Raw genomic sequence first — 17,897 nt, forward strand, 5'->3', positions numbered from 1 at the left:
GAGCCCGTCGGGATGCCGGAGGTGAGCCGGCTCACTACGGTGAGCCGGACGCCGCGGCACGACGAAGGGCAGCCCCCATGGCCGGCACCACAGATCAGGTCAGCGGGACGACCGAGCGGCACCGGCTGCCGATCCGGACGCTGGTCTCGGCCAGCATCGGCAACGCGGTCGAGTGGTTCGACTGGACGGTCTACGCGACGTTCGTCGTCTACTTCTCCACCCAGTTCTTCCCCAGCGAGAACGAGGCGCTGGCGCTGATCGGGGCGACGTCGGCCTACGCGCTGGCGTTCTTCTTCCGTCCGCTGGGCGGGTGGCTGCTCGGCCGGTTCGCCGACCTGCGCGGGCGCAAGGCCGGGATGCTGCTGACCATCCTGCTGATGGCCGGCGGCTCGCTGGTCATCGCGATCCTGCCCACCTACGAGGCGGTGGGCTGGCTGGCGCCGATCCTGCTGCTGCTGGCCCGGATCGCCCAGGGCATGTCGCTGGGCGGTGAGGTCTCCAACGCATCGGCCTACCTGGCCGAGATCGCCCCGCCGGCCCGGCGCGGCCGGTACTCGGCCTTCTTCTACATCTCCACCGGCACCGCGCTGCTGGCCGCCTCGCTGCTGGGCGTGCTGCTGACCAACGTGCTCGACGACGACCAGCTGCGGTCCTACGGCTGGCGGATCGCCTTCGCCATCGGCGGGCTGCTGGGCTTCGTCGGGCTGTGGCTGCGCCGCTCGCTGTCGGAGACCGACCAGTTCGAGGAGAACGCGGCCAAGGCGCGGGCGGTGAAGAACCCGCTGCTGATGACGATCAAGGAGCACCCGCGGGCGGTGCTGCAGCTGTGCGCGTTCACCATGCTGTCGACGCTGTCGTACTACACGTTCTTCAGTGCGCTGACGCCCTTCGCGATCAACTTCCGGGACGCCGACGCCAACGACGTCTTCGTGGCCCTGTCGATCGGCACCGCGCTGTTCGTGGCCTGCTGCTACCCGTTCGGCGCGCTGTCGGACCGGTTCGGCCGCAAGCCGCAGATGCTGGTGTGGGCCGCCGGGATCGCGGTGCTCATCGTGCCGCTGTCGTTCCTGGTGCAGGACGACCTGGCGTCGCTGGTCGTCGTGTTCAGCACCGGGCTGGTGCTCTACGCGCTGCTGGCCTCGATCGCCCCGGCGGTGATGAGCGAGCTGTTCCCGACCGAGCTGCGGGCCACCGGCATCGGTGCCTGGTACAACCTCACGGTCGCCGTCTTCGGCGGGACGGCGCCACTGGTGATCACCGCACTGTCCGAGGCCGGGCACCCGTTGTGGTTCTTCTGGTATGTGGCGGTGGCCGCGGTGATCGCCTTCTGCACGATCCTCACCCTCCGCGAGACCAAGGGCACCGAGCTGCGGTGACCTGAGGGGCCTCAGACGCACCTCGGGCCGGCCGGGCCGCCAGCACTGCGTGGTCGACCGATGTGTCGGTCACCCCCTCAGGACGACCGTCCTCCTCGTCGCCAGCCGGCGTCACGGTCCACGAGGAGACGGTCATGGCGCACTACCCGAACCCCGCACTGGAGGCCGAGCTGGCCTACCGGCACGAGCTGATCCAGACCGCCGCCCGCCGCGCGGGCAGCAGGCGCGGCTCCTGGCTGGGTGGACGGCGGCGGGCACGCTGAGCGCACCGGTCGCCGGAGCGGCCCCGCTGTCGGGGGTCTCTGCCACGATCGGCGCCGTGCCGCACTGGGGGGACTGCCCGATCGTCGGCCGGGCCGAGGAGCTGGCCCGGCTGATGACGCACGTCGAGCGGGCGGCCCAGGGGCGGCCGTCCGCCGTGCTGGTGGCCGGTGACGCCGGCGTGGGCAAGACCCGGCTGCTCGACGAGCTGGCCCACCGGGCCGCCGACCGGGGCGTGCGGGTGCTCACCGGGCACTGCGTCGACCTGGGCGAGGTCGGGCTGTCCTACCTCCCCTTCGTCGACCTGCTCCGTCCGGTCGCCGGTGACCCGGGCCTGGCCGGGGCGCTGGCGCGGTTCCCGGTGCTGGGCGGGCTGCTGACCGGCCGCCCGGGGGCCACGCCGCCCGACCACCCGGCCGGTGAGCCGGCCGACCTCGGGGTGCCGTCACCGGCGCCGAACCGGGGCTTCGGCCGGCCGGTCGACGACAGCCGGCTGCAGTTGTTCGAGTCGGTGGCCGGGCTCCTGGGTGAGCTCGCCACGGCCGGTCCGCTGCTCGTCGTGCTGGAGGACCTGCACTGGGCCGACCGCTCCAGCCGCGATCTGCTGCGCTACCTGCTGGCCCGGCTGGGCGACCTGGTCGACGACCCGATCGCGGTGGTGGCCACCTACCGGGCCGACGACCTGCACCGCCGGCACCCGCTGCGTCCGCTGCTGGCCGAGCTGGTGCGGCTGCCCGGTGTCGAGCGACTGCAGCTGGACCCGCTGCCCGACGACGACGTCACGACCCTGGTCCGTGGCCTGGCCGCCGAGGCCGGCGTGCTCGACGACCGGGTGGTGGAGGACGTCGTGGCCCGGGCCGAGGGCAACGCCTTCTTCGCCGAGGAGCTGTTCGCCGCCGGCCACCACGGTGAAGGGCTGCCGCTGGGGCTGAGCGACGTGCTGCTGTCCCGGGTGGAGCAGCTGAGCCCGGCCGCGCAGCAGGTGCTCCGGGTGGCCGCCGTCGCCGGACGCCGGGTGCGGCACGAACTGGTCTCGGCCGTCTCCTGGCAGACGCCGGCGGAGACCGAGCAGGCGCTGGCCGAGGCGGTGCACCACCACCTGCTGGTCGTCTCCGACGACGGGCGCTACCGGTTCCGGCACGCGCTGCTGCGGGAGGCGGTGCTGGCGGACCTGCTGCCCGGGGAACGAGTGCGCCTGCACGCCGCGGTGGCGGCGCACCTGGCCGAACACCCCGGCGCGGGCACGGCCGCGGAGCGCGCGCACCACGCCCGGGAGAGCAACGACCTGCCCGGGGCGCTCAGCGCCTCGCTGGAGGCGGCGGCCGCCGCCGGCCGGGTCGGCGCGCCCGCCGAGCAGCTGCAGCACCTGGAGGCAGCGCTGGCGCTGTGGCCGGTGGTGCCCGACGCCGCGGAGCGCACCGGCCGCGAGCACTGGGCGCTGCTGGTCGACACCGCCGCGGCCGCCCGGGTGATCGGTGAGATGCCGCGCGGACTGGCGCTGCTGCGCTCGGCGCAGGAGGTGCTGGGCCCCGACGGCGACCCGGCCGCCCGGGCCCGGGTGCACTACACGCTGGCCCAGGCCCTGGCCCGGATCGAGGACCAGGAGACGGCCTACCGGGAGAGCAGTGCGGCGATGGCACTCGTGCCCGCCGACCCGCCGTCCGCGGTGCGCACCTGGGCGGCGGCCACCCACGCCCGCAGCAGTTACACGATCGGCCGGAACGAGGAGGCGACGGCGGCGGCCGAGGAGGCGCTCGCCGCCGCCGACGTCCTCGGCCTGGACAGCGCCTGGGCCGACACGGCCGTCTCGCTCGCCCGGGTACAGGCCACCAGCGACCCTGCGACCGTGCAGACCCGGTTGCGGGAGGCCCTGCGGCGGGCCGAGCGCTCCGGCGACGCCGACGTCGAGATGCGGGTCTGGTTCAACCTGGGGATCGTCGCCTACGAGGCCGGGGACGTCGCCGGGACGCTGGCCGTCACCGGGCAGGGGATCGCCCGGGCCCGTGAGCTCGCCGTCGAGTGGTCGTTCTACGGCGCCGAGGTGCGGCACCTGGACGTGGTCGCCCGCTACGTGGGCGGCGACTGGGACGGCAGCCTGGCCGGCGCCGACGAGCTGGCCCGCGTGCCGGAGATGGCCGCCCACGTGCGGGCCAACGGGCTGCTCGTGCTGCTGGGCCGCGGCGACCCGGCGGCCCGTGAGCGGCTCGCCTGGGCGCGGGGGCTGGCCGACCGGCTCGACGCGCACCTGCTGCTCATGCTGGCCACCATCACCGCCGAGATCGACCAGGCCGCCCTGGACGGCGATCCGGCCCGGGCCGCCGACCGGGCCCGGTGGGCCGAGCGGCGGCTCCACGAGCTGTGGGGCGCCGATCGGCTGGCCGCGCTCCGACTGCTCGCCAGCGCCCTGTCGGTGGTCGCCGACGCAGCCGCTGCCGCGCGGCTGGCCGGGCACGGCGACGTGGTGACCCGCTGGGTCATGGCGGGGGAGGAGCTGGTCGAGACAGCCGAGCAGGTGGTCGTCGACTACGTGCCCGCGGTGGCCCCGCTGGGCGTCGAGGCGCGGGCCTGGCAGCAGCGGCTGGTCGCTGAGGCCGCCCGGCTGCACGGCCGGTCCGACCCGGAGCTGTGGCGGGCGGACCTGGCCGGCTTCGGCTACGGGCACGTGGTCGAGCAGGCGCGCACCCGCTTCCGGCTGGCCGAGGCGCTGCTGGCGACGGACGACCGGGTGGCGGCGGCCGCCGAGCTGCGCCAGGCCCACGAGGTCGCCCTCCGGCTGGGGGCCGCGCCGCTGCGCACGGCGATCGAGGCGCTGGCCCGGCGCGGCCGGCTGGAGCTCGCCGGGGTGCCGGTGGCGACGGCGACGACGGTCTTCACCCCGCGGGAGGTCGAGGTGCTCGCGCGGGTGGCGCAGGGCCGCACCAACCGGCAGATCGGGGCCGAGCTGTTCATCAGCGAGAAGACGGCCAGCGTGCACGTCAGCAACATCCTGGCCAAGCTCGGCGCCTCCGGCCGGGCGGAGGCAGTCGCCCTCGCCGCCGCCCGCGGCCTCCTCGGCTGAGGGGCGCCCCTCCTCGGGCGGTCATCGGCGAACGGCTGTGCTCGGCGGCGTGCCGAGCGACCGTCCGCCGATGGTCAACGCTGGGCGGGCCGGCGGACGACCACCTGGCGGAGCCGCTCGACCCAGCCGTCGAGGACGTTCGTGCGGTCCTCCGGGGTGGCCGGCGCGGCCGGCATGAGCAGCCAGAGAGCCAGGTAGAGGAAGAACCCGGCACCGCCGGCGAAGACCAGGGCGACGAACCCGAGCCGCCACAGCAGCGCGTCGATCCCGGTGTGCCGGGCCAGCCCGGCGGCGACCCCGCCGACCAGCAGGTCGGTACGGCTCCGCTGCAGCGGCGGGGGCTCCGACGGGCTCTGCGGCGTCCCGGCCGGCGGCGCGGTGAGCTGCGGGTTCTCGAGCTGCGGGGTGTCGGTGTGCGCTGTCTCGGTCATGTCCCCAGCCTGCGCGCGGCGCCGTCCCCGTGGCATCGGGGAACCCCCGGATCCGACCCTGGTCTCCTGGGCTCAGGGTCGCCGGGTGCTGAGCGCCCCTGCCCTGCCCGCGCCCACTCGGATGGCCACCCTTCGACCCCGCCGAGCAGCATCGAGTGACAGCTCAGCGGGCCTCCCGGCTCCCGGTGACCCCGGTGAGCTGTCACTCGGCTTTCGGGGGCTGTTGCCGACGAGGGCAGGGCGACGCCGGGTCAGAGCATGGTGCGCAGGCGCTCGCGGCGGGCGCGGAGGACGTCGACCGACGCGGACGCCGACGGCGGGCCGGGCACCGACTGGCGCAGCTGGGTGTGCACCACGGCCTGCGGGGTGGCGGTCTTCGCCGCGATCCGGTTGACCAGCCGGTTGATCTCCCGGCGCAGGTCGGTGGCGTCGCGCCAGGAGCGGCCGGCCTCCTCTTCCTCCGGGTGGTCCTCGACGACCATGAAGCCGTCGTCGTCCCCGTTGCGGTGCGAGGCGGCGATCCGGGCGCGCAGCTCGTCGTCCCGCTTGGCCAGCAGCTCGGCGGTCTGCGCGGCGGTGAGCAGCCCGGGGATGCCGAGGAAGTCCTCCGCGTCGGCCTCCAGCGGCTCGACGGCGCCGCTGCCCGCGCCGGTGTGCGCCGTCCCGCTGGAGAGCACGTGGGCGAACCGGGCGTCGGCCTCCAGCGCCTCCCACTTGGCCATCTCACCCTCCCGCGGCTCGCGTGGCGGCAGGTCGAGCGCCTCCAGCTCCTCGTCGGGCTGGCTCTTCGGCGGGGGCATGACGTGGTTGCGCTGCTCCTCCATCGAGGCGGCCAGCGACAGCAGCGGGCGCACCGCGGGGAGGAAGACGGTCGCCGACTCGTGCGGCGTCCGGGCGCGGACGACGCGGCCGACGGCCTGGGCGAAGAACAGCGGCGTCCGGTAGGAGGTCATCCAGGCCAGGACGGCGGCGCGCGGGACGTCGACGCCCTCGGAGACCATCCGCACGCAGACCGCGATCCGGGCCCCGCCGAGGTTGAACTTCTCGATCTTCTTCGACGCCTTCGGGTCGTCGGAGAGGATCAGCTCCGGCGCCTTGCCGGTCACCCGGCGGACGATCTTGGCGTACTCGCGGGCGTCGTCCTGGTCGCTGGCCAGCACCAGCCCGGCGGCGTCCGGCATCCCGGTCTCGCGCAGGTGGGTGATCCGGTCGTCCATCGCGGCGATCACGTGCGGTACCCACTGGCCCTTGGGGTCCAGCGCGGTGCGCCAGGCCTGCATCTCCACCGAGCGGGTGCCGGCCTCCGACAGCGAGGCAGCGACGACCTCGCCGGCGGAGTTCCGCCAGCGCGAGGTGCCGGTGTAGGCGGCGAACACGACGGGCCGGACGACGTTGTCGGCCAGCGCCTCCTTGTAGCCGTAGGTGAAGTCGGCCATCGACATCAGGCCGCCCTGGCCCTCGAAGCCGTCCTCCACGTACCGCACGAACGGGATGCGCTCGTCGGCCTTGGTGCGGAACGGCGTCCCGGTCAGGCAGAGCCGCCGGGCCGCGCGGCCGTAGGCCTCCTCGACCGCCTCGCCCCAGGAGAGGCCGTCACCGGCGTGGTGCACCTCGTCCAGGATCACCAGCGTCTTCACCGTGGTGGCCCGGGCGGCGTGCAGCATCGGCTTGCCGGCGACCTGCGCGTAGGTGGTGACGTAGCCCTGCGTGCCGGCGCGCACCGGGCCGACCGCGTTGGTCAGGTTCGGGTCGAGCACGATGCCCATCGCATCGGCCGCGTCGGCCCACTGCAGGCGCAGGTGGTCGGTCGGGCAGACCACGATCACCCGAGCGACCTCGCGCTTGGCGAGCAGCCGGGCGGCCAGGGTCAGCGCGAAGGTGGTCTTCCCGGCGCCCGGGGTCGCGGTGACCAGGAAGTCCTTCGGGGACTCCTCCTCGTACTTGCCGAGGGCCGCCTGCTGCCAGGCCCGGAGCGGTCGGCTGGTCGTCTGCGGGGCCCGGGCCGCCGCCTGTGTTGCAGTCGCCATGTCGAGGGTCATTCTGGACGGCGGCCGGGCAACACGCCCAACCACCCACCTCCCGCGCGCGTCTCCTGCCGCCACGTATAGCGGCCGCCGGCAGGCCGCTGACCTGCATAGATCCCCTGAAGTGTCGTGAGATGTGGCGCTCGTCATGTCCCGGGCCGGACCGTCCCGTCACCCTCCCCGGCCCCGCCGTCCCCAACCGCCCCGCGGCGCGTTGACAGACTCCCGAGGTGACCGACGGACCCGCCCTGTCCCTGTCCTGGCTGACCTCGCCGGAGGCGGTGCCGGAGGGGGTGCGGGCCGAGCTCACCGCGTGCTGGCGGGACGTCGCCAACGGCGGGGGAGCGGTCGGGTTCGCCCAGCAGCTGCCGGTGACCGACGACGTCGTCCGGCCGGTGCTCGACGAGACGGTCGACGCGTTGGGCACCCACGCGCGCCTGCTCGTGGCCCGGCGCGGAGGAGCGCTGGCCGGCTGGCTGGTGCTGATCACCAACGCCGGCCCGGTGCTCGCCCACTGGGGGCGGGTGACCCGGGTGCAGACCGCGCCCGCGCACCGCGGCACCGGTGCCGCCCGGGCGCTCATGCGCGAGGTGGCGCGGTACGCCCGGGACGAGCAGGGGGTGGAGCTGCTGCGGATCGAGGTGCGCGGCGGGGAGGGGCTCGAGGCGTTCTACGAGCGGTTCGGCTGGGAGGTCACCGGCCGCTGGCCCGGCGCGCTGCAGATCACCCCGGACGACCGGCGCGACGAGGTGCTGATGTCGCTGGCCCTGACGCAGGCGGCTGCCGCGTCGTAGGCTGGGAGACGGCCCCTCGACCAGGAGGCCCGATCGGCCCGGCCACCAGCGGGACACCCCCCGCTGCCCGGCGCCGCCACACCCACCGTGCTGCCTCCTGGAGTCCTCCCGTGTCCTCGTCGGTGCTGTCCCCGTCCCTGCCCCCGCTCGCCCAGCGGCTCACCGGGGTCGCCAGCTCGCCGGTCCGCGAGCTGCTCGCCCTGCTCGACCGGCCGGGCGTCATCTCCTTCGCCGGCGGCCTGCCGGCCCCCGAGCTGTTCGACCTGGACGGCGTCCGGGCCGCCTACGACAGCGTGCTGTGGGGCCCGCGCGCCCGCCACGCGCTGCAGTACGCCCCCACCGAGGGCGACCGCGCGCTGCGGGCGCGGGTGGCCGGCCGGATGACCGCCCGCGGCATGCTGAGCTCGGTCGACGACCTGCTGGTCACCACCGGCTCGCAGCAGGGGCTCACCCTGGTCGCCACCGCGCTGCTCGACCCGGGCGCCGTCGTCCTGGTCGAGGATCCGACCTACCTGGCCGCGCTGCAGTGCTTCCAGCTGGCCGGTGCCCGCGTCGTCCCGGTCGCCACCGACGAGCACGGCATCGACCCGGCGGCGCTGGCGGAGGCGATCGAGCGGGAGAGCCCGGCGCTGGTCTACCTGGTGCCCACCTTCGCCAACCCGACCGGGCGCACGATGCCCGAGCACCGCCGCGCCGAGGTGGTCGAGCTGACCGGCCGGCACGGCGTCTGGCTGGTGGAGGACGACCCGTACGCCGAGCTGCGCTACCGGGGCACCGACGTCGCGCCGCTCGCCGCCCAGCCGGGGGCCGACGGGCACGTCGTCCACCTGGGCAGCTTCTCCAAGATCGCGGCCCCGGGGCTGCGGCTGGGCTGGCTGCGGGCGCCGTCCCGGCTGCTGCCGGCGCTCACCGTCGCCAAGCAGGCGGCCGACCTGCACACCTCCACCATCGACCAGGCCGCCGCGGCCGCCTGGTTCGCCGCGGCCGACGTGGACACCCACCTGCGCACGCTGCGGCGGGCCTACCGGCAGCGCCGCGACGCGATGGTGACCGCGCTGCCGGGGACGCTGCCGGCGGGCAGCACCTGGACCGAGCCGGACGGCGGCATGTTCGTCTGGGCGCGGCTGCCCGGGGACGTCGACACCGCGGAGCTGCTGCACCGGGCGCTGGCCGCCGACGTCGCCTTCGTGCCCGGGGCCGCGTTCTACGCCGGGACCCCGGACCGGTCGACGCTGCGGCTGTCGTTCACCACCCACACCCCGGAGCGCATCGCCGACGGCATGGCCCGCCTCGGCGCCGTCCTCCGCCCCTGACGGCGAACCCCGAGGCGGCCATGTTGGCCAACATGGCCGCCCGGGTGGTCTTGCGCGGCTAGGGTCCCGGCGCATGGCGCGCTACGTCATCGACGCACCCACGCTGCTGCACCTGGTCACCGAGCAGGTGCCGGTCTCGGCCGGGCACCAGTTGGTGGCGCCGAACGCGGTCCGGTCGCAGGCCCTGGACCTGCTGTTCGACCAGGTGCGGGCCGGGCGGCTGACCGACGCCGTGGCGATGGAGCTGCACGATCGGATGACGCAGCTGAGGATCCGGCTGCTGGGTGACCGGGTGTCCCGCCGGGTGGCCTGGCAGCTGGCCCGGGAGCACGGATTCGACTCGGCGACCGACGCCGAGTTCCTGGCCGTCACCCGGCTGCAGGCCGACGCCTACGTGACCGTGGACGACGCAGCCCGGACGCGGGCCGACGGCATCGTGCCGCTCGGCACGGTCGACCAGCTCACCGCCTGACGGGGGTGGTGCCGCCCAGGGCGGCCATGTTGGCGAACATGGCCGCCCGGGGCGTCAGTCGGCGGGCTCGTCGACCCAGTCGGGGCCGTTGACCTCACCGGGGCCGGCCAGGTCGGCGGCGTCGACGATCGTGTACGCGTAGCCCTGCTCGGCGAGGAAGCGCTGCCGGTGGGCGGCGTACTCGCTGTCCAGGGTGTCGCGGGAGACGACCGTGTAGAAGTGCGCCTGCCGGCCGTCGGCCTTGGGGCGGAGCACCCGGCCGAGCCGCTGGGCCTCCTCCTGCCGCGACCCGAACGTCCCCGACACCTGGACGGCGACGGCGGCCTCGGGCAGGTCGATGGAGAAGTTGGCCACCTTGGAGACGACGAGGGTCTTGATCTCCCCGGTGCGGAACGCCTGGAACAGCCGCTCGCGCTCCTTGTTGGTCGTCGACCCCTGGATGACCGGGGCGTCCAGGGCGGCGCCGAGCTCGTCGAGCTGGTCGAGGTACGCGCCGATGACGAGCTTCTGCTCCTCGGGGTGCCGCTCCAGCACCCGGCGGATCACCGGCAGCTTGGACTGGGCGGTGGCCGCGATCCGGTACCGCTCCTCGGGCTCGGCGACCGCGTAGGTCATCCGCTCCTCGTCGTCGAGGGAGACCCGCACCTCGACGCACTCGGCCGGGGCGATGTAGCCCTGCGCCTCGATGTCCCGCCACGGGGCGTCGTAGCGCTTGGGCCCGATGAGGGAGAAGACGTCGTCCTCGCGGCCGTCCTCGCGCACCAGCGTGGCGGTGAGCCCGAGCCGCCGGCGGGACTGCAGGTCGGCGGTGAGCCGGAAGATCGGGGCGGGCAGCAGGTGGACCTCGTCGTACACGATGAGGCCCCAGTCCTGGGCGTCGAACAGGTCCAGGTGCCGGTACTCGCCCTTCCGGCGGGTGGTGATCACCTGGTAGGTCGCGATGGTGACCGGCCGGATCTCCTTGCGCTCACCGGAGTACTCGCCGATCTCCTCCTCGGTCAGCGACGTGCGGGCGATCAGCTCGCGCTTCCACTGCCGGCCGGAGACGGTGTTGGTCACCAGGATCAGCGTGGTCGCCTTCGCCTCGGCCATCGCTGCGGCGCCGACCAGCGTCTTCCCGGCGCCACAGGGCAGGACGACGACGCCCGAGCCGCCGGCCCAGAACCCGTCGACCGCCTCCTGCTGGTAGTCCCGCAGGTGCCAGTCGTCCTGGGCCAGGTCGATCGGGTGCGCCTGGCCGTCGACGTAGCCGGCGAGGTCCTCGGCCGGCCAGCCCACCTTGAGCAGCGCCTGCTTGAGCCGGCCGCGCTCGGAGGGGTGCACGACGATCGAGTCGGCGTCGATCCGCGCGCCGAGCATCGGGGCGACCCGCTTGCTGCGGACGACCTCCTCCAGCACGGCCTTGTCGGTGCTGGTCAGGGTGAGCCCGTGCACCGGGTGGTTGGCCAGGGTCAGCCGGCCGTAGCGGTCCATCGTGTCGGCGACGTCGACCAGCAGCGCGTGCGGCACCGGGTAGCGGCTGAACCGCACCAGCGCGTCGACGACCTGCTCGGCGTCGTGCCCGGCGGCGCGGGCGTTCCACAGCGCCAGCGGGGTGATCCGGTAGGTGTGCACGTGCTCGGGCGAGCGCTCCAGCTCGGCGAACGGCGCGATCGCCGCCCGGCACTCCTTGGACTGCGGGTGGTCGACCTCGAGCAGCAGCGTCTTGTCGGACTGGACGATCAGGGGGCCGTCACTCACGCGGGCGCATCCTTCGGCTGGGGGCTCCGGCGCAGACGTCGCGCGCGGACTGACCACGGTAACGCCGCCGGACGACGTCCCCTTCCGCTCGCCGGTGTGCGGCCCACCTCAGCCCGCCGTCTCGCGGACCCGCGCTGGGGCCGAAGTCGCGACTCCGGCCCCAGCGGGCGAGGGTCAGGTCCAGGCGGTGCGGCGGAGCGGGGGCTGCTCGCCGCCGGTCTTCTGCAGGAGGACCTGGTTGACGCCCATGTCGCCGGCCTCGAAGGCCAGGGCGCAGGCGGCCATGTAGAGCCGCCAGACCCGGGCCCGGCCCTCGCTGGTGGCCGCGACGGCGGCGTCCCAGTTCTCCTCCAGCCGCTGCACCCATGCGCGGAGCGTCAGGGCGTAGTGCTGGCGGAGCGCCTCGACGTCGAGCACCTCCAGATCGCGGGACTCCAGCAGGCCGACCGTCTCGCCCAGGCCCAGCAGCTCGCCGTCGGGGAAGACGTACCGGGCGATGAAGGTGTCCGGATCGGGTGTGGTGGTGCCGTCGTTCCAGTTGATCGCGTGGTTGAGCAGCCGGCCACCGGGGCGCAGCAGCGAGCGCAGCTGGGCCACGTACTCCGGCATCTGGGCCCGGCCCACGTGCTCGGCCATGCCGATCGAGCTGATCGCGTCGAACGGCTCGTCGTCGACGGCCCGGTAGTCCTGCACCCGGATGTCGATCCGGTCGGTCAGGCCGGCCTCGGCGACCCGCTTGCGGGCCATCCGGGCCTGCTCCTCCGACAGCGTGATCCCCACGACCTCGGCGCCGTACCGCTGGGCGGCGTGGATGGCCATCGAACCCCAGCCGCAGCCGACGTCCAGCAGCCGCGCGCCCTCGGTCAGTCCGAGCTTGCGGCAGACCAGGTCGAGCTTGGCCGCCTGGGCGGCGTCCAGCCCGGTCTCCGGGGTCTCCCAGACAGCGCAGGAGTAGACCATCGAGGGGCCGAGCACCAGCTCGTAGAAGTCGTTGCCCACGTCGTAGTGGTGGGAGATCGCCGCCGCGTCGCGGGACCGGGAGTGCCGCCGTCCGGTCCGGCCCAGCTCGATCTCCTCGGCCGGGGCTGCCGGTTCGGGGCCGATGGCCCCCAGCTGCAGCGCCGTGCCGACCAGGCCGAGTCGCTCGCGCAGCGTCGGCGGCGCCATCGGGCCGGTGTCGGCCAGCCGGCCGACCGACCGGAGCGCGGCGAAGGTCGCGAAGACGTCGCCCTCGATGTCGATCTCACCGGCGACGTACGCCCGGCCCAGACCGAGCTGCCCCGGCGACCAGGCCAGCCGGCGCAGCGCCCGCCGGGACCTCACCGCGAGCACGGGCGCGCCGGGCGGGCCGGCCACCGAGCCGTCCCAGCCACGCAACCGGAGGGGCAGCTCCGACGTCCCGAGCACCGCGCCCAGCGCCTGTGCCAGCCGGTCTGCAACCGTCCGCTTCCTCATGTCCCACGCTCCTGACCAGGCATGCCGGCCAGCGGACGTCCGGGACCCTCTGCCCGGTCGCAGGCCGTTGCATGCATCAACTGTTCCGCGCAACAGCGGGCGGGTCCGTGATCATCCCGGAGTTCCCCGACCGAGGGAACAGAGATCAGGACGGCGCGGGTGTGTCCTCCGACTCGACCAGCGCGACCGAGGTGATCCGGTGGACGGCGAAGGTGCGGCTCTCCCCGCGCCCCTCGTCGAACCCCTGCAGGAAACCGCCGACCAGCGAGACCGGCTGCACCACCCGCTGGCTGCCGCTGCCCTGGGCGTCGATGTAGCCCAGCCAGATCGGCAGCCCCTCGCGGACCGCGCGAGACAGCAGCTCCAGGGTGCTGGCGGTGGTCACCCCGGGCACCTGCCGCACCGGCTCGGTGCGCCGGGCGGCGAGCGCCGCGTCCCCGGCCCGGATCTCCCGGACGGTCGCCGCCACGTCCTCGGGGGCCATCCGCCGCGGCCCGGACGGCGCCGTGCTGCCGGGGCGCCGGCCGGCGGCACGCGAGGGTGCCTTCGGGCGGGTGAGCACCGTGCCGCCGGAGGACTCCCCGGCCGGGGCGTAGCCCGCGGTGCGCAGCACCGAGAGCACCTCGTCGGCCGGCAGCCCGCTGACCAGCACGCCGGGGGCGAGCCGGCGCAGCTCGGCGTTCGCGGTGCGCCGGTCGCTGAGCACCTGGGAGACCAGCCCGTGGTCGTCGGAGCGCACGTAGCACTCGATCGCGCCGACCCGCAGCCGGCCGTGCTGGCGGGCGACGTCGTCGACCAGGTACTCCAGCGCCTGCGGCACCGGGGTGCGGGAGGCGCGGGTGAAGAAGTCGTGCAGGTCGGCGGCCGACCAGCCGGCGTCCAGCGCGCGGCGGATGCTGCCGTCGGACACCCGGTAGACCGTCGCCCCGCCGGAGGACTCCACGTCGGCGACGACGGCGAGCGTGCCGGCCAGCTCGGCGACCAGCGGGCCGGGCGCGATCAGGGACAGGTCGGGCTGGGCGAGCACGTGGTCGACCGGCTCGGGCAGCAGGCCGCGCATGCCGTCGCCGGCGGCGTCCTCCCCGCCGGTGAGCAGCCCTCGGCCACCCGTGCTCAGCACCCCGCCCACGGCGATGCCCAGCCGCCCGGCCTCGGCCAGCAGGTCGGGCACCGGGGAGAGCCGGTCGGCCCGGCGCGGCGTCCGCCAGCGGAGCAGGGTGACCAGCTCGGGGGAGGTGAGCCCCTCCCCGGGCGGGAACTCGGCCAGCACCGCCAGCGCCGAGCGGCGCAGCGCCGGCGCGGTCTGCCGGACGGTGTCGGGGGACAGCACGTTCACCGCCTTGCCCGCCACGTCGCGCTGGCCCACCAGCGAGATGAGCCGGACGCTGGTCAGCCAGCCCTCGGCCAGCACCGCCCAGCGGTCGGGCAGGTCCTGCTCGCGCCAGGCGTCGTAGCCGCGGGTGGGCAGCCACTCGTCGCGCTGGGCACCGCCGACGTCCAGCAGACCGGCGGCGTGCGCCAGCTCGACCAGGAAGGCGACGTCGCCCTCGCCGATCTTGAGCTCCTTGGCCAGCCGCTTCTGGTCGCGCACGCCGAGCCCGCCGCTGCGCAGCAGCCCGGCCGGCTCCTCCTCCAGCGCGGTGAGCACGTCGGTGACCCGGCCGATGACCTCCAGCGCGGCGCCGGCGGCCTGCCGGTCCACGACCGCCGGGTCGCGCCGGGTGATCTCCGGTTCCGGGCGCAGCCGTGGTGGGCCGAGCGGGCGGTCGCCGCGCAGCGCCAGCCCGATCTCCCGCGGCAGCTCGACGTTCACCGCGTCGATCCGGGCCAGCAGCCCGGCCTGCAGCAGCCGGCGGGCCGGGGTGAGCGCGCCGCCGGTGCTGTCGGGCAGGTGGCCGACCGGCCGGTCGGCGCTCAGCCGCTCGAGCACGCCGCGCTCCTCGGGGTCGAGCCCGCTGAGGGTGCCGGGCACGTCCCCGGGCAGCGGCACCCGCAGGTCGACCGCCCGCCGGCCGAGACCGGCCGGGTAGCGGACGGCGCGGCGCACCGGCTCGGGGGCGTGCAGGTCGGCGTCGCCCCACAGCAGCGCCCGGGTCGTCAGCGTCCCGACCGCGGCGTCGACCACCTCGGCCGGTACGTCGGGCAGCAGTCCGGGCAGCTCGTCGCGCGGCACGCCGTCAGTGGGGGAGAGCAGCACCGCGTCGAGCACCTGCAGCGTGGCGGCGTCCAGCTCGTCGAGTGCGCGGTCGACCGAGACCGGCACCGCCAGCCGGGTGGCCAGGCCCACGACGTCGGAGGGGGCGGGGCGCGCGACGTCGGGCCGGGCCACCAGGAGGCCACCCAGCTGCTCGTCGGTGCGGGTGCGCAGCCAGGCGGCGAGCGTGGCGGGCTGGTCCGGAGACATCCGCTCCACGCTACGTCGCGCCCCGGTGCGACCGCCTCGGCGGCCGGGCTCTGTCACCATCCCGGGGTGCCCGCCCTCGACGACCCGCAGACCCGCACCGACCTGGCCGCCCTCCGCGCCGGCGGGCTGCGCTGGCTGGGCGGCGGACTGCTGGCCGTCGTCCTGGGGTTCGTGCTGGGCGCCGCCGTCGTCCGGATCGCCGAGGACGGCGGCTCCCGGCTGCCCGGCGGCGGGCTGCTGGTCGTCGCCCTGGTGGTCGGTGGGCTGGCGGCCGCGCTCGCCGGGCTCGGCTCGCTGCTGCGCACCCGCCGGTGGGCCGCCGCGCTGGCCCGGGTGCCGTGGAGGTCGGGCCGGCTGCGGATCGCCGGGCCGGCGGTGCTGCAGGTCGAGCCGGACGGGCCGGAGGACGAGCCGCTGCCGCTGCGGCTGCAGTCCACCGCGGTCTGGCGGACCCGGGCGGTGCAGCGGCTGGACGGCGGCGAGGTGCGCTACGCCGAGGTCTCGCCGGCCGAGTGGGTGCTCACCGCCGACGGCGCCGGCACGGTCTACGGCGCCCGGGTCGCCCGCCGGCACTGACCCCTCCCAGCGACACGGGGACCCGCGGCGTGCGTGCGGGCGGCCCGGCACGGGAAGATGACGGGGAGGCACCCGGGGAGCTGACCCGGGCCCCGCACGCAGATGGAGGCGTCATGTCCAAGCGCAAGGAGAAGCACGCCCACCTGGTCGAGCCGACCTGGGGGACGTCGGAGGGCGACGGCCCGCCGGTCACCGAGCTGATCAGCGAGATGGCCGGTGGGCTCTCGCCGTTCGGTGAGGACCACGCCTTCCCGCTCCCGCCGGAGCGGCTGCGTTACGCCCACCCGCAGGACAAGCCCAACCGGGCCGGCCTGATGGCGGGCGAGGGCAGGTGACACCTCCCGCGCTGCCGTCCTACAGCAGCGGCACCTCCACGGTGCCCCTGCTGGGCGACACGATCGGGGACGACCTCGACCGGACGGCAGCGCGGGTGGGCGACCACGAGGCGCTGGTGGAGTGCGCCTCGGGCCGCCGCTGGACCTACCCCGAGCTGGTCGCCGACGTCGACGCCTGCGCCCTGGGGCTCGACGCCCTCGGCGTGGCCAGGGGCGACCGGGTCGGCATCTGGGCGCCCAACTGCGCCGAGTGGGTCTTCGTGCAGTACGGGACGGCGAAGCTCGGCGCCGTCCTGGTCACGATCAACCCGGCCTACCGCACCCACGAGCTGGCCTACGTGCTGCGCCAGGCCGGCGTCTCGGTGCTGGTCGCCGCGCCGGAGTTCAAGGGCAGCGACTACCGGGCGATGGTCGAGCAGGTGCGCGCCGACTGCCCCGACCTGCGCGAGGTGCTCTTCCTCGGCGACCCGGCGTGGGACCAGCTGATGACCGCCGGCCGCGCCGCGGACCGCGGGCAGCTCGCGGAGCGGGCCGCCCAGCTCTCCCCGGACGACCCGGTCAACATCCAGTACACCTCCGGGACGACGGGCTTCCCCAAGGGCGCCACGCTCACCCACCACAACCTGCTCAACAACGGGTTCTTCGTGGGCGAGGGCTGCGGCTACACCGAGGCCGACCGGGTCTGCATCCCGGTGCCGTACTACCACTGCTTCGGCATGGGGATGGGCAACCTGGGCTGCACCTCGCACGGCGCGACGATGGTGATCCCGGCGCCCGGCTTCGACCCGGCTGCCACCCTGCGCGCGGTGCAGGAGGAGCGGTGCACCTCCCTCTACGGCGTCCCCACGATGTTCATCGCCGAGCTGGGCCTGCCCGACTTCGCCTCCTACGACCTATCCAGCCTGCGCACCGGGATCATGGCCGGCTCGCCGTGCCCGGTGGAGGTGATGAAGCGGGTGGTCGAGGAGATGGGCATGACCGAGGTGACCATCTGCTACGGCATGACCGAGACCTCCCCGGTCTCCACCCAGACCGGTGCGGACGACGACCTGGTGCGCCGCACCTCGACGGTCGGCCGGGTGCACCCGCACCTGGAGGTCAAGGTCGTCGACCCGCGGACCGGTCTCACCGTGCCGCGTGGCACCCCGGGTGAGTTCTGCACCCGCGGCTACTCGGTGATGCTCGGCTACTGGGACGAGCCGGAGAAGACCGCCGAGGTGCTCGACGCCGCCCGCTGGATGCACACCGGCGACCTGGCGGTGATGGACGCCCACGGCTACCTGAACATCGTCGGCCGGATCAAGGACATGGTCATCCGCGGCGGGGAGAACGTGTACCCCCGGGAGATCGAGGAGTTCCTCTACACCCACCCCGACGTCGTGGACGCCCAGGTGATCGGCGTCCCGGACGTGCGGTACGGGGAGGAGCTGATGGCCTGGGTCCAGCTGCGCGAGGGCGCCGAGCCGCTCACCGTGGCCGCGCTGCGGGAGTTCTGCACCGGCCGGCTCGCCCACTACAAGGTGCCGCGGTACCTCAAGCTCGTCGACGGCTTCCCGATGACGGTCACCGGCAAGGTCCGCAAGGTCGAGATGCGCGAGGTGTCCATCGAGGAGCTGGGGCTGCAGGAGGCGGCCGCCTCCCGCTTCGCCTGAGCCCCT

General features: G+C 75.0%; 14 protein-coding genes. 9 read left to right on the forward strand and 5 right to left on the reverse strand.

The genetic code is table 11. The features are described 5' to 3' along the window. The first annotated feature begins 77 nt into the window (after positions 1-77). The 3 genes from Q1A09_RS14350 to Q1A09_RS14360 all read left to right on the forward strand — a co-directional run bounded on the left by Q1A09_RS14350 (position 78) and on the right by Q1A09_RS14360 (position 4,695). Positions 78-1,376 (forward strand): MFS transporter, encoded by a 1,299-nt coding sequence (locus Q1A09_RS14350; protein ID WP_299956042.1) that lies wholly within the window; start codon positions 78-80, stop codon positions 1,374-1,376. 134 nt (positions 1,377-1,510) lie between these two features. After that, positions 1,511-1,639 (forward strand): hypothetical protein, encoded by a 129-nt coding sequence (locus Q1A09_RS14355; RefSeq protein ID WP_299956044.1) that lies wholly within the window; start codon positions 1,511-1,513, stop codon positions 1,637-1,639. A 56-nt stretch (positions 1,640-1,695) separates the two neighbouring features. Beyond that, positions 1,696-4,695: a LuxR family transcriptional regulator gene (locus tag Q1A09_RS14360; protein ID WP_299956046.1), complete on the forward strand. Its 3,000-nt coding sequence runs from the start codon at positions 1,696-1,698 to the stop codon at positions 4,693-4,695. Positions 4,696-4,769: 74 nt separating this feature from the next. On the opposite strand, the gene Q1A09_RS14365 is transcribed toward Q1A09_RS14360, so the two are convergent. Continuing rightward, positions 4,770-5,126 carry a PspC domain-containing protein gene (locus tag Q1A09_RS14365; protein WP_299956047.1) on the reverse strand — a complete coding sequence of 119 codons (357 nt, stop codon included), beginning with the start codon at positions 5,124-5,126 and terminating at the stop codon, positions 4,770-4,772. Between the two features lie 251 nt (positions 5,127-5,377). Continuing rightward, on the reverse strand, positions 5,378-7,153 hold the full coding sequence (locus Q1A09_RS14370; RefSeq protein WP_299956049.1) for a DEAD/DEAH box helicase: 1,776 nt from the start codon (positions 7,151-7,153) through the stop codon (positions 5,378-5,380). A gap of 227 nt (positions 7,154-7,380) precedes the next feature. Between Q1A09_RS14370 and Q1A09_RS14375 the strand changes: the two genes are divergently transcribed. From Q1A09_RS14375 to Q1A09_RS14385, 3 genes are all read left to right on the forward strand, one after another. After that, entirely contained in the window at positions 7,381-7,944 is a 564-nt protein-coding gene (locus Q1A09_RS14375; RefSeq protein ID WP_299956051.1) for a GNAT family N-acetyltransferase, read from the forward strand. 110 nt (positions 7,945-8,054) lie between these two features. After that, the gene (locus tag Q1A09_RS14380) at positions 8,055-9,257 is read left to right on the forward strand and encodes a PLP-dependent aminotransferase family protein (protein ID WP_299956053.1); all 1,203 of its coding nucleotides are present in this window, start codon (positions 8,055-8,057) and stop codon (positions 9,255-9,257) included. A 73-nt stretch (positions 9,258-9,330) separates the two neighbouring features. Beyond that, a complete protein-coding gene (locus tag Q1A09_RS14385; protein WP_299956055.1) occupies positions 9,331-9,729 on the forward strand; it encodes a hypothetical protein in 399 nt (132 codons plus the stop codon). A gap of 54 nt (positions 9,730-9,783) precedes the next feature. Here the strand turns inward: Q1A09_RS14385 and Q1A09_RS14390 are convergent, their stop codons facing one another. From Q1A09_RS14390 to Q1A09_RS14400, 3 genes are all read right to left on the reverse strand, one after another. Beyond that, positions 9,784-11,469 carry a DNA repair helicase XPB gene (locus Q1A09_RS14390; RefSeq protein ID WP_299956056.1) on the reverse strand — a complete coding sequence of 562 codons (1,686 nt, stop codon included), beginning with the start codon at positions 11,467-11,469 and terminating at the stop codon, positions 9,784-9,786. 174 nt (positions 11,470-11,643) lie between these two features. After that, on the reverse strand, positions 11,644-12,924 hold the full coding sequence (locus Q1A09_RS14395) for a cyclopropane-fatty-acyl-phospholipid synthase family protein (protein ID WP_299956057.1): 1,281 nt from the start codon (positions 12,922-12,924) through the stop codon (positions 11,644-11,646). Positions 12,925-13,069: 145 nt separating this feature from the next. Continuing rightward, positions 13,070-15,328: a helicase C-terminal domain-containing protein gene (locus Q1A09_RS14400; RefSeq protein WP_299956058.1), complete on the reverse strand. Its 2,259-nt coding sequence runs from the start codon at positions 15,326-15,328 to the stop codon at positions 13,070-13,072. Positions 15,329-15,394: 66 nt separating this feature from the next. Between Q1A09_RS14400 and Q1A09_RS14405 the strand changes: the two genes are divergently transcribed. The 3 genes from Q1A09_RS14405 to Q1A09_RS14415 all read left to right on the forward strand — a co-directional run bounded on the left by Q1A09_RS14405 (position 15,395) and on the right by Q1A09_RS14415 (position 17,891). Next, entirely contained in the window at positions 15,395-15,904 is a 510-nt protein-coding gene (locus Q1A09_RS14405) for a hypothetical protein (RefSeq protein WP_299956060.1), read from the forward strand. A 113-nt stretch (positions 15,905-16,017) separates the two neighbouring features. After that, positions 16,018-16,239 (forward strand): hypothetical protein, encoded by a 222-nt coding sequence (locus Q1A09_RS14410; protein WP_299956062.1) that lies wholly within the window; start codon positions 16,018-16,020, stop codon positions 16,237-16,239. Then, the gene (locus Q1A09_RS14415; protein WP_299956064.1) at positions 16,236-17,891 is read left to right on the forward strand and encodes an AMP-binding protein; all 1,656 of its coding nucleotides are present in this window, start codon (positions 16,236-16,238) and stop codon (positions 17,889-17,891) included. Before Q1A09_RS14410 ends, Q1A09_RS14415 begins: the two co-directional genes overlap by 4 nt. Positions 17,892-17,897 lie beyond the last annotated feature (6 nt).

The organism is uncultured Modestobacter sp. (assembly GCF_947486615.1).
Lineage (GTDB): Bacteria > Actinomycetota > Actinomycetes > Mycobacteriales > Geodermatophilaceae > Modestobacter.

Coding starts and splice junctions, on each gene's coding strand:
- Q1A09_RS14365 (WP_299956047.1), bottom strand. CDS start 5,126: ATGACCGAGACAGCGCACACCGACACCCCGCAGCTCGAGAACCCGCAG.
- Q1A09_RS14370 (WP_299956049.1), bottom strand. CDS start 7,153: ATGGCGACTGCAACACAGGCGGCGGCCCGGGCCCCGCAGACGACCAGC.
- Q1A09_RS14385 (WP_299956055.1), top strand. CDS start 9,331: ATGGCGCGCTACGTCATCGACGCACCCACGCTGCTGCACCTGGTCACC.
- Q1A09_RS14410 (WP_299956062.1), top strand. CDS start 16,018: ATGTCCAAGCGCAAGGAGAAGCACGCCCACCTGGTCGAGCCGACCTGG.
- Q1A09_RS14350 (WP_299956042.1), top strand. CDS start 78: ATGGCCGGCACCACAGATCAGGTCAGCGGGACGACCGAGCGGCACCGG.
- Q1A09_RS14400 (WP_299956058.1), bottom strand. CDS start 15,328: ATGTCTCCGGACCAGCCCGCCACGCTCGCCGCCTGGCTGCGCACCCGC.
- Q1A09_RS14395 (WP_299956057.1), bottom strand. CDS start 12,924: ATGAGGAAGCGGACGGTTGCAGACCGGCTGGCACAGGCGCTGGGCGCG.
- Q1A09_RS14355 (WP_299956044.1), top strand. CDS start 1,511: ATGGCGCACTACCCGAACCCCGCACTGGAGGCCGAGCTGGCCTACCGG.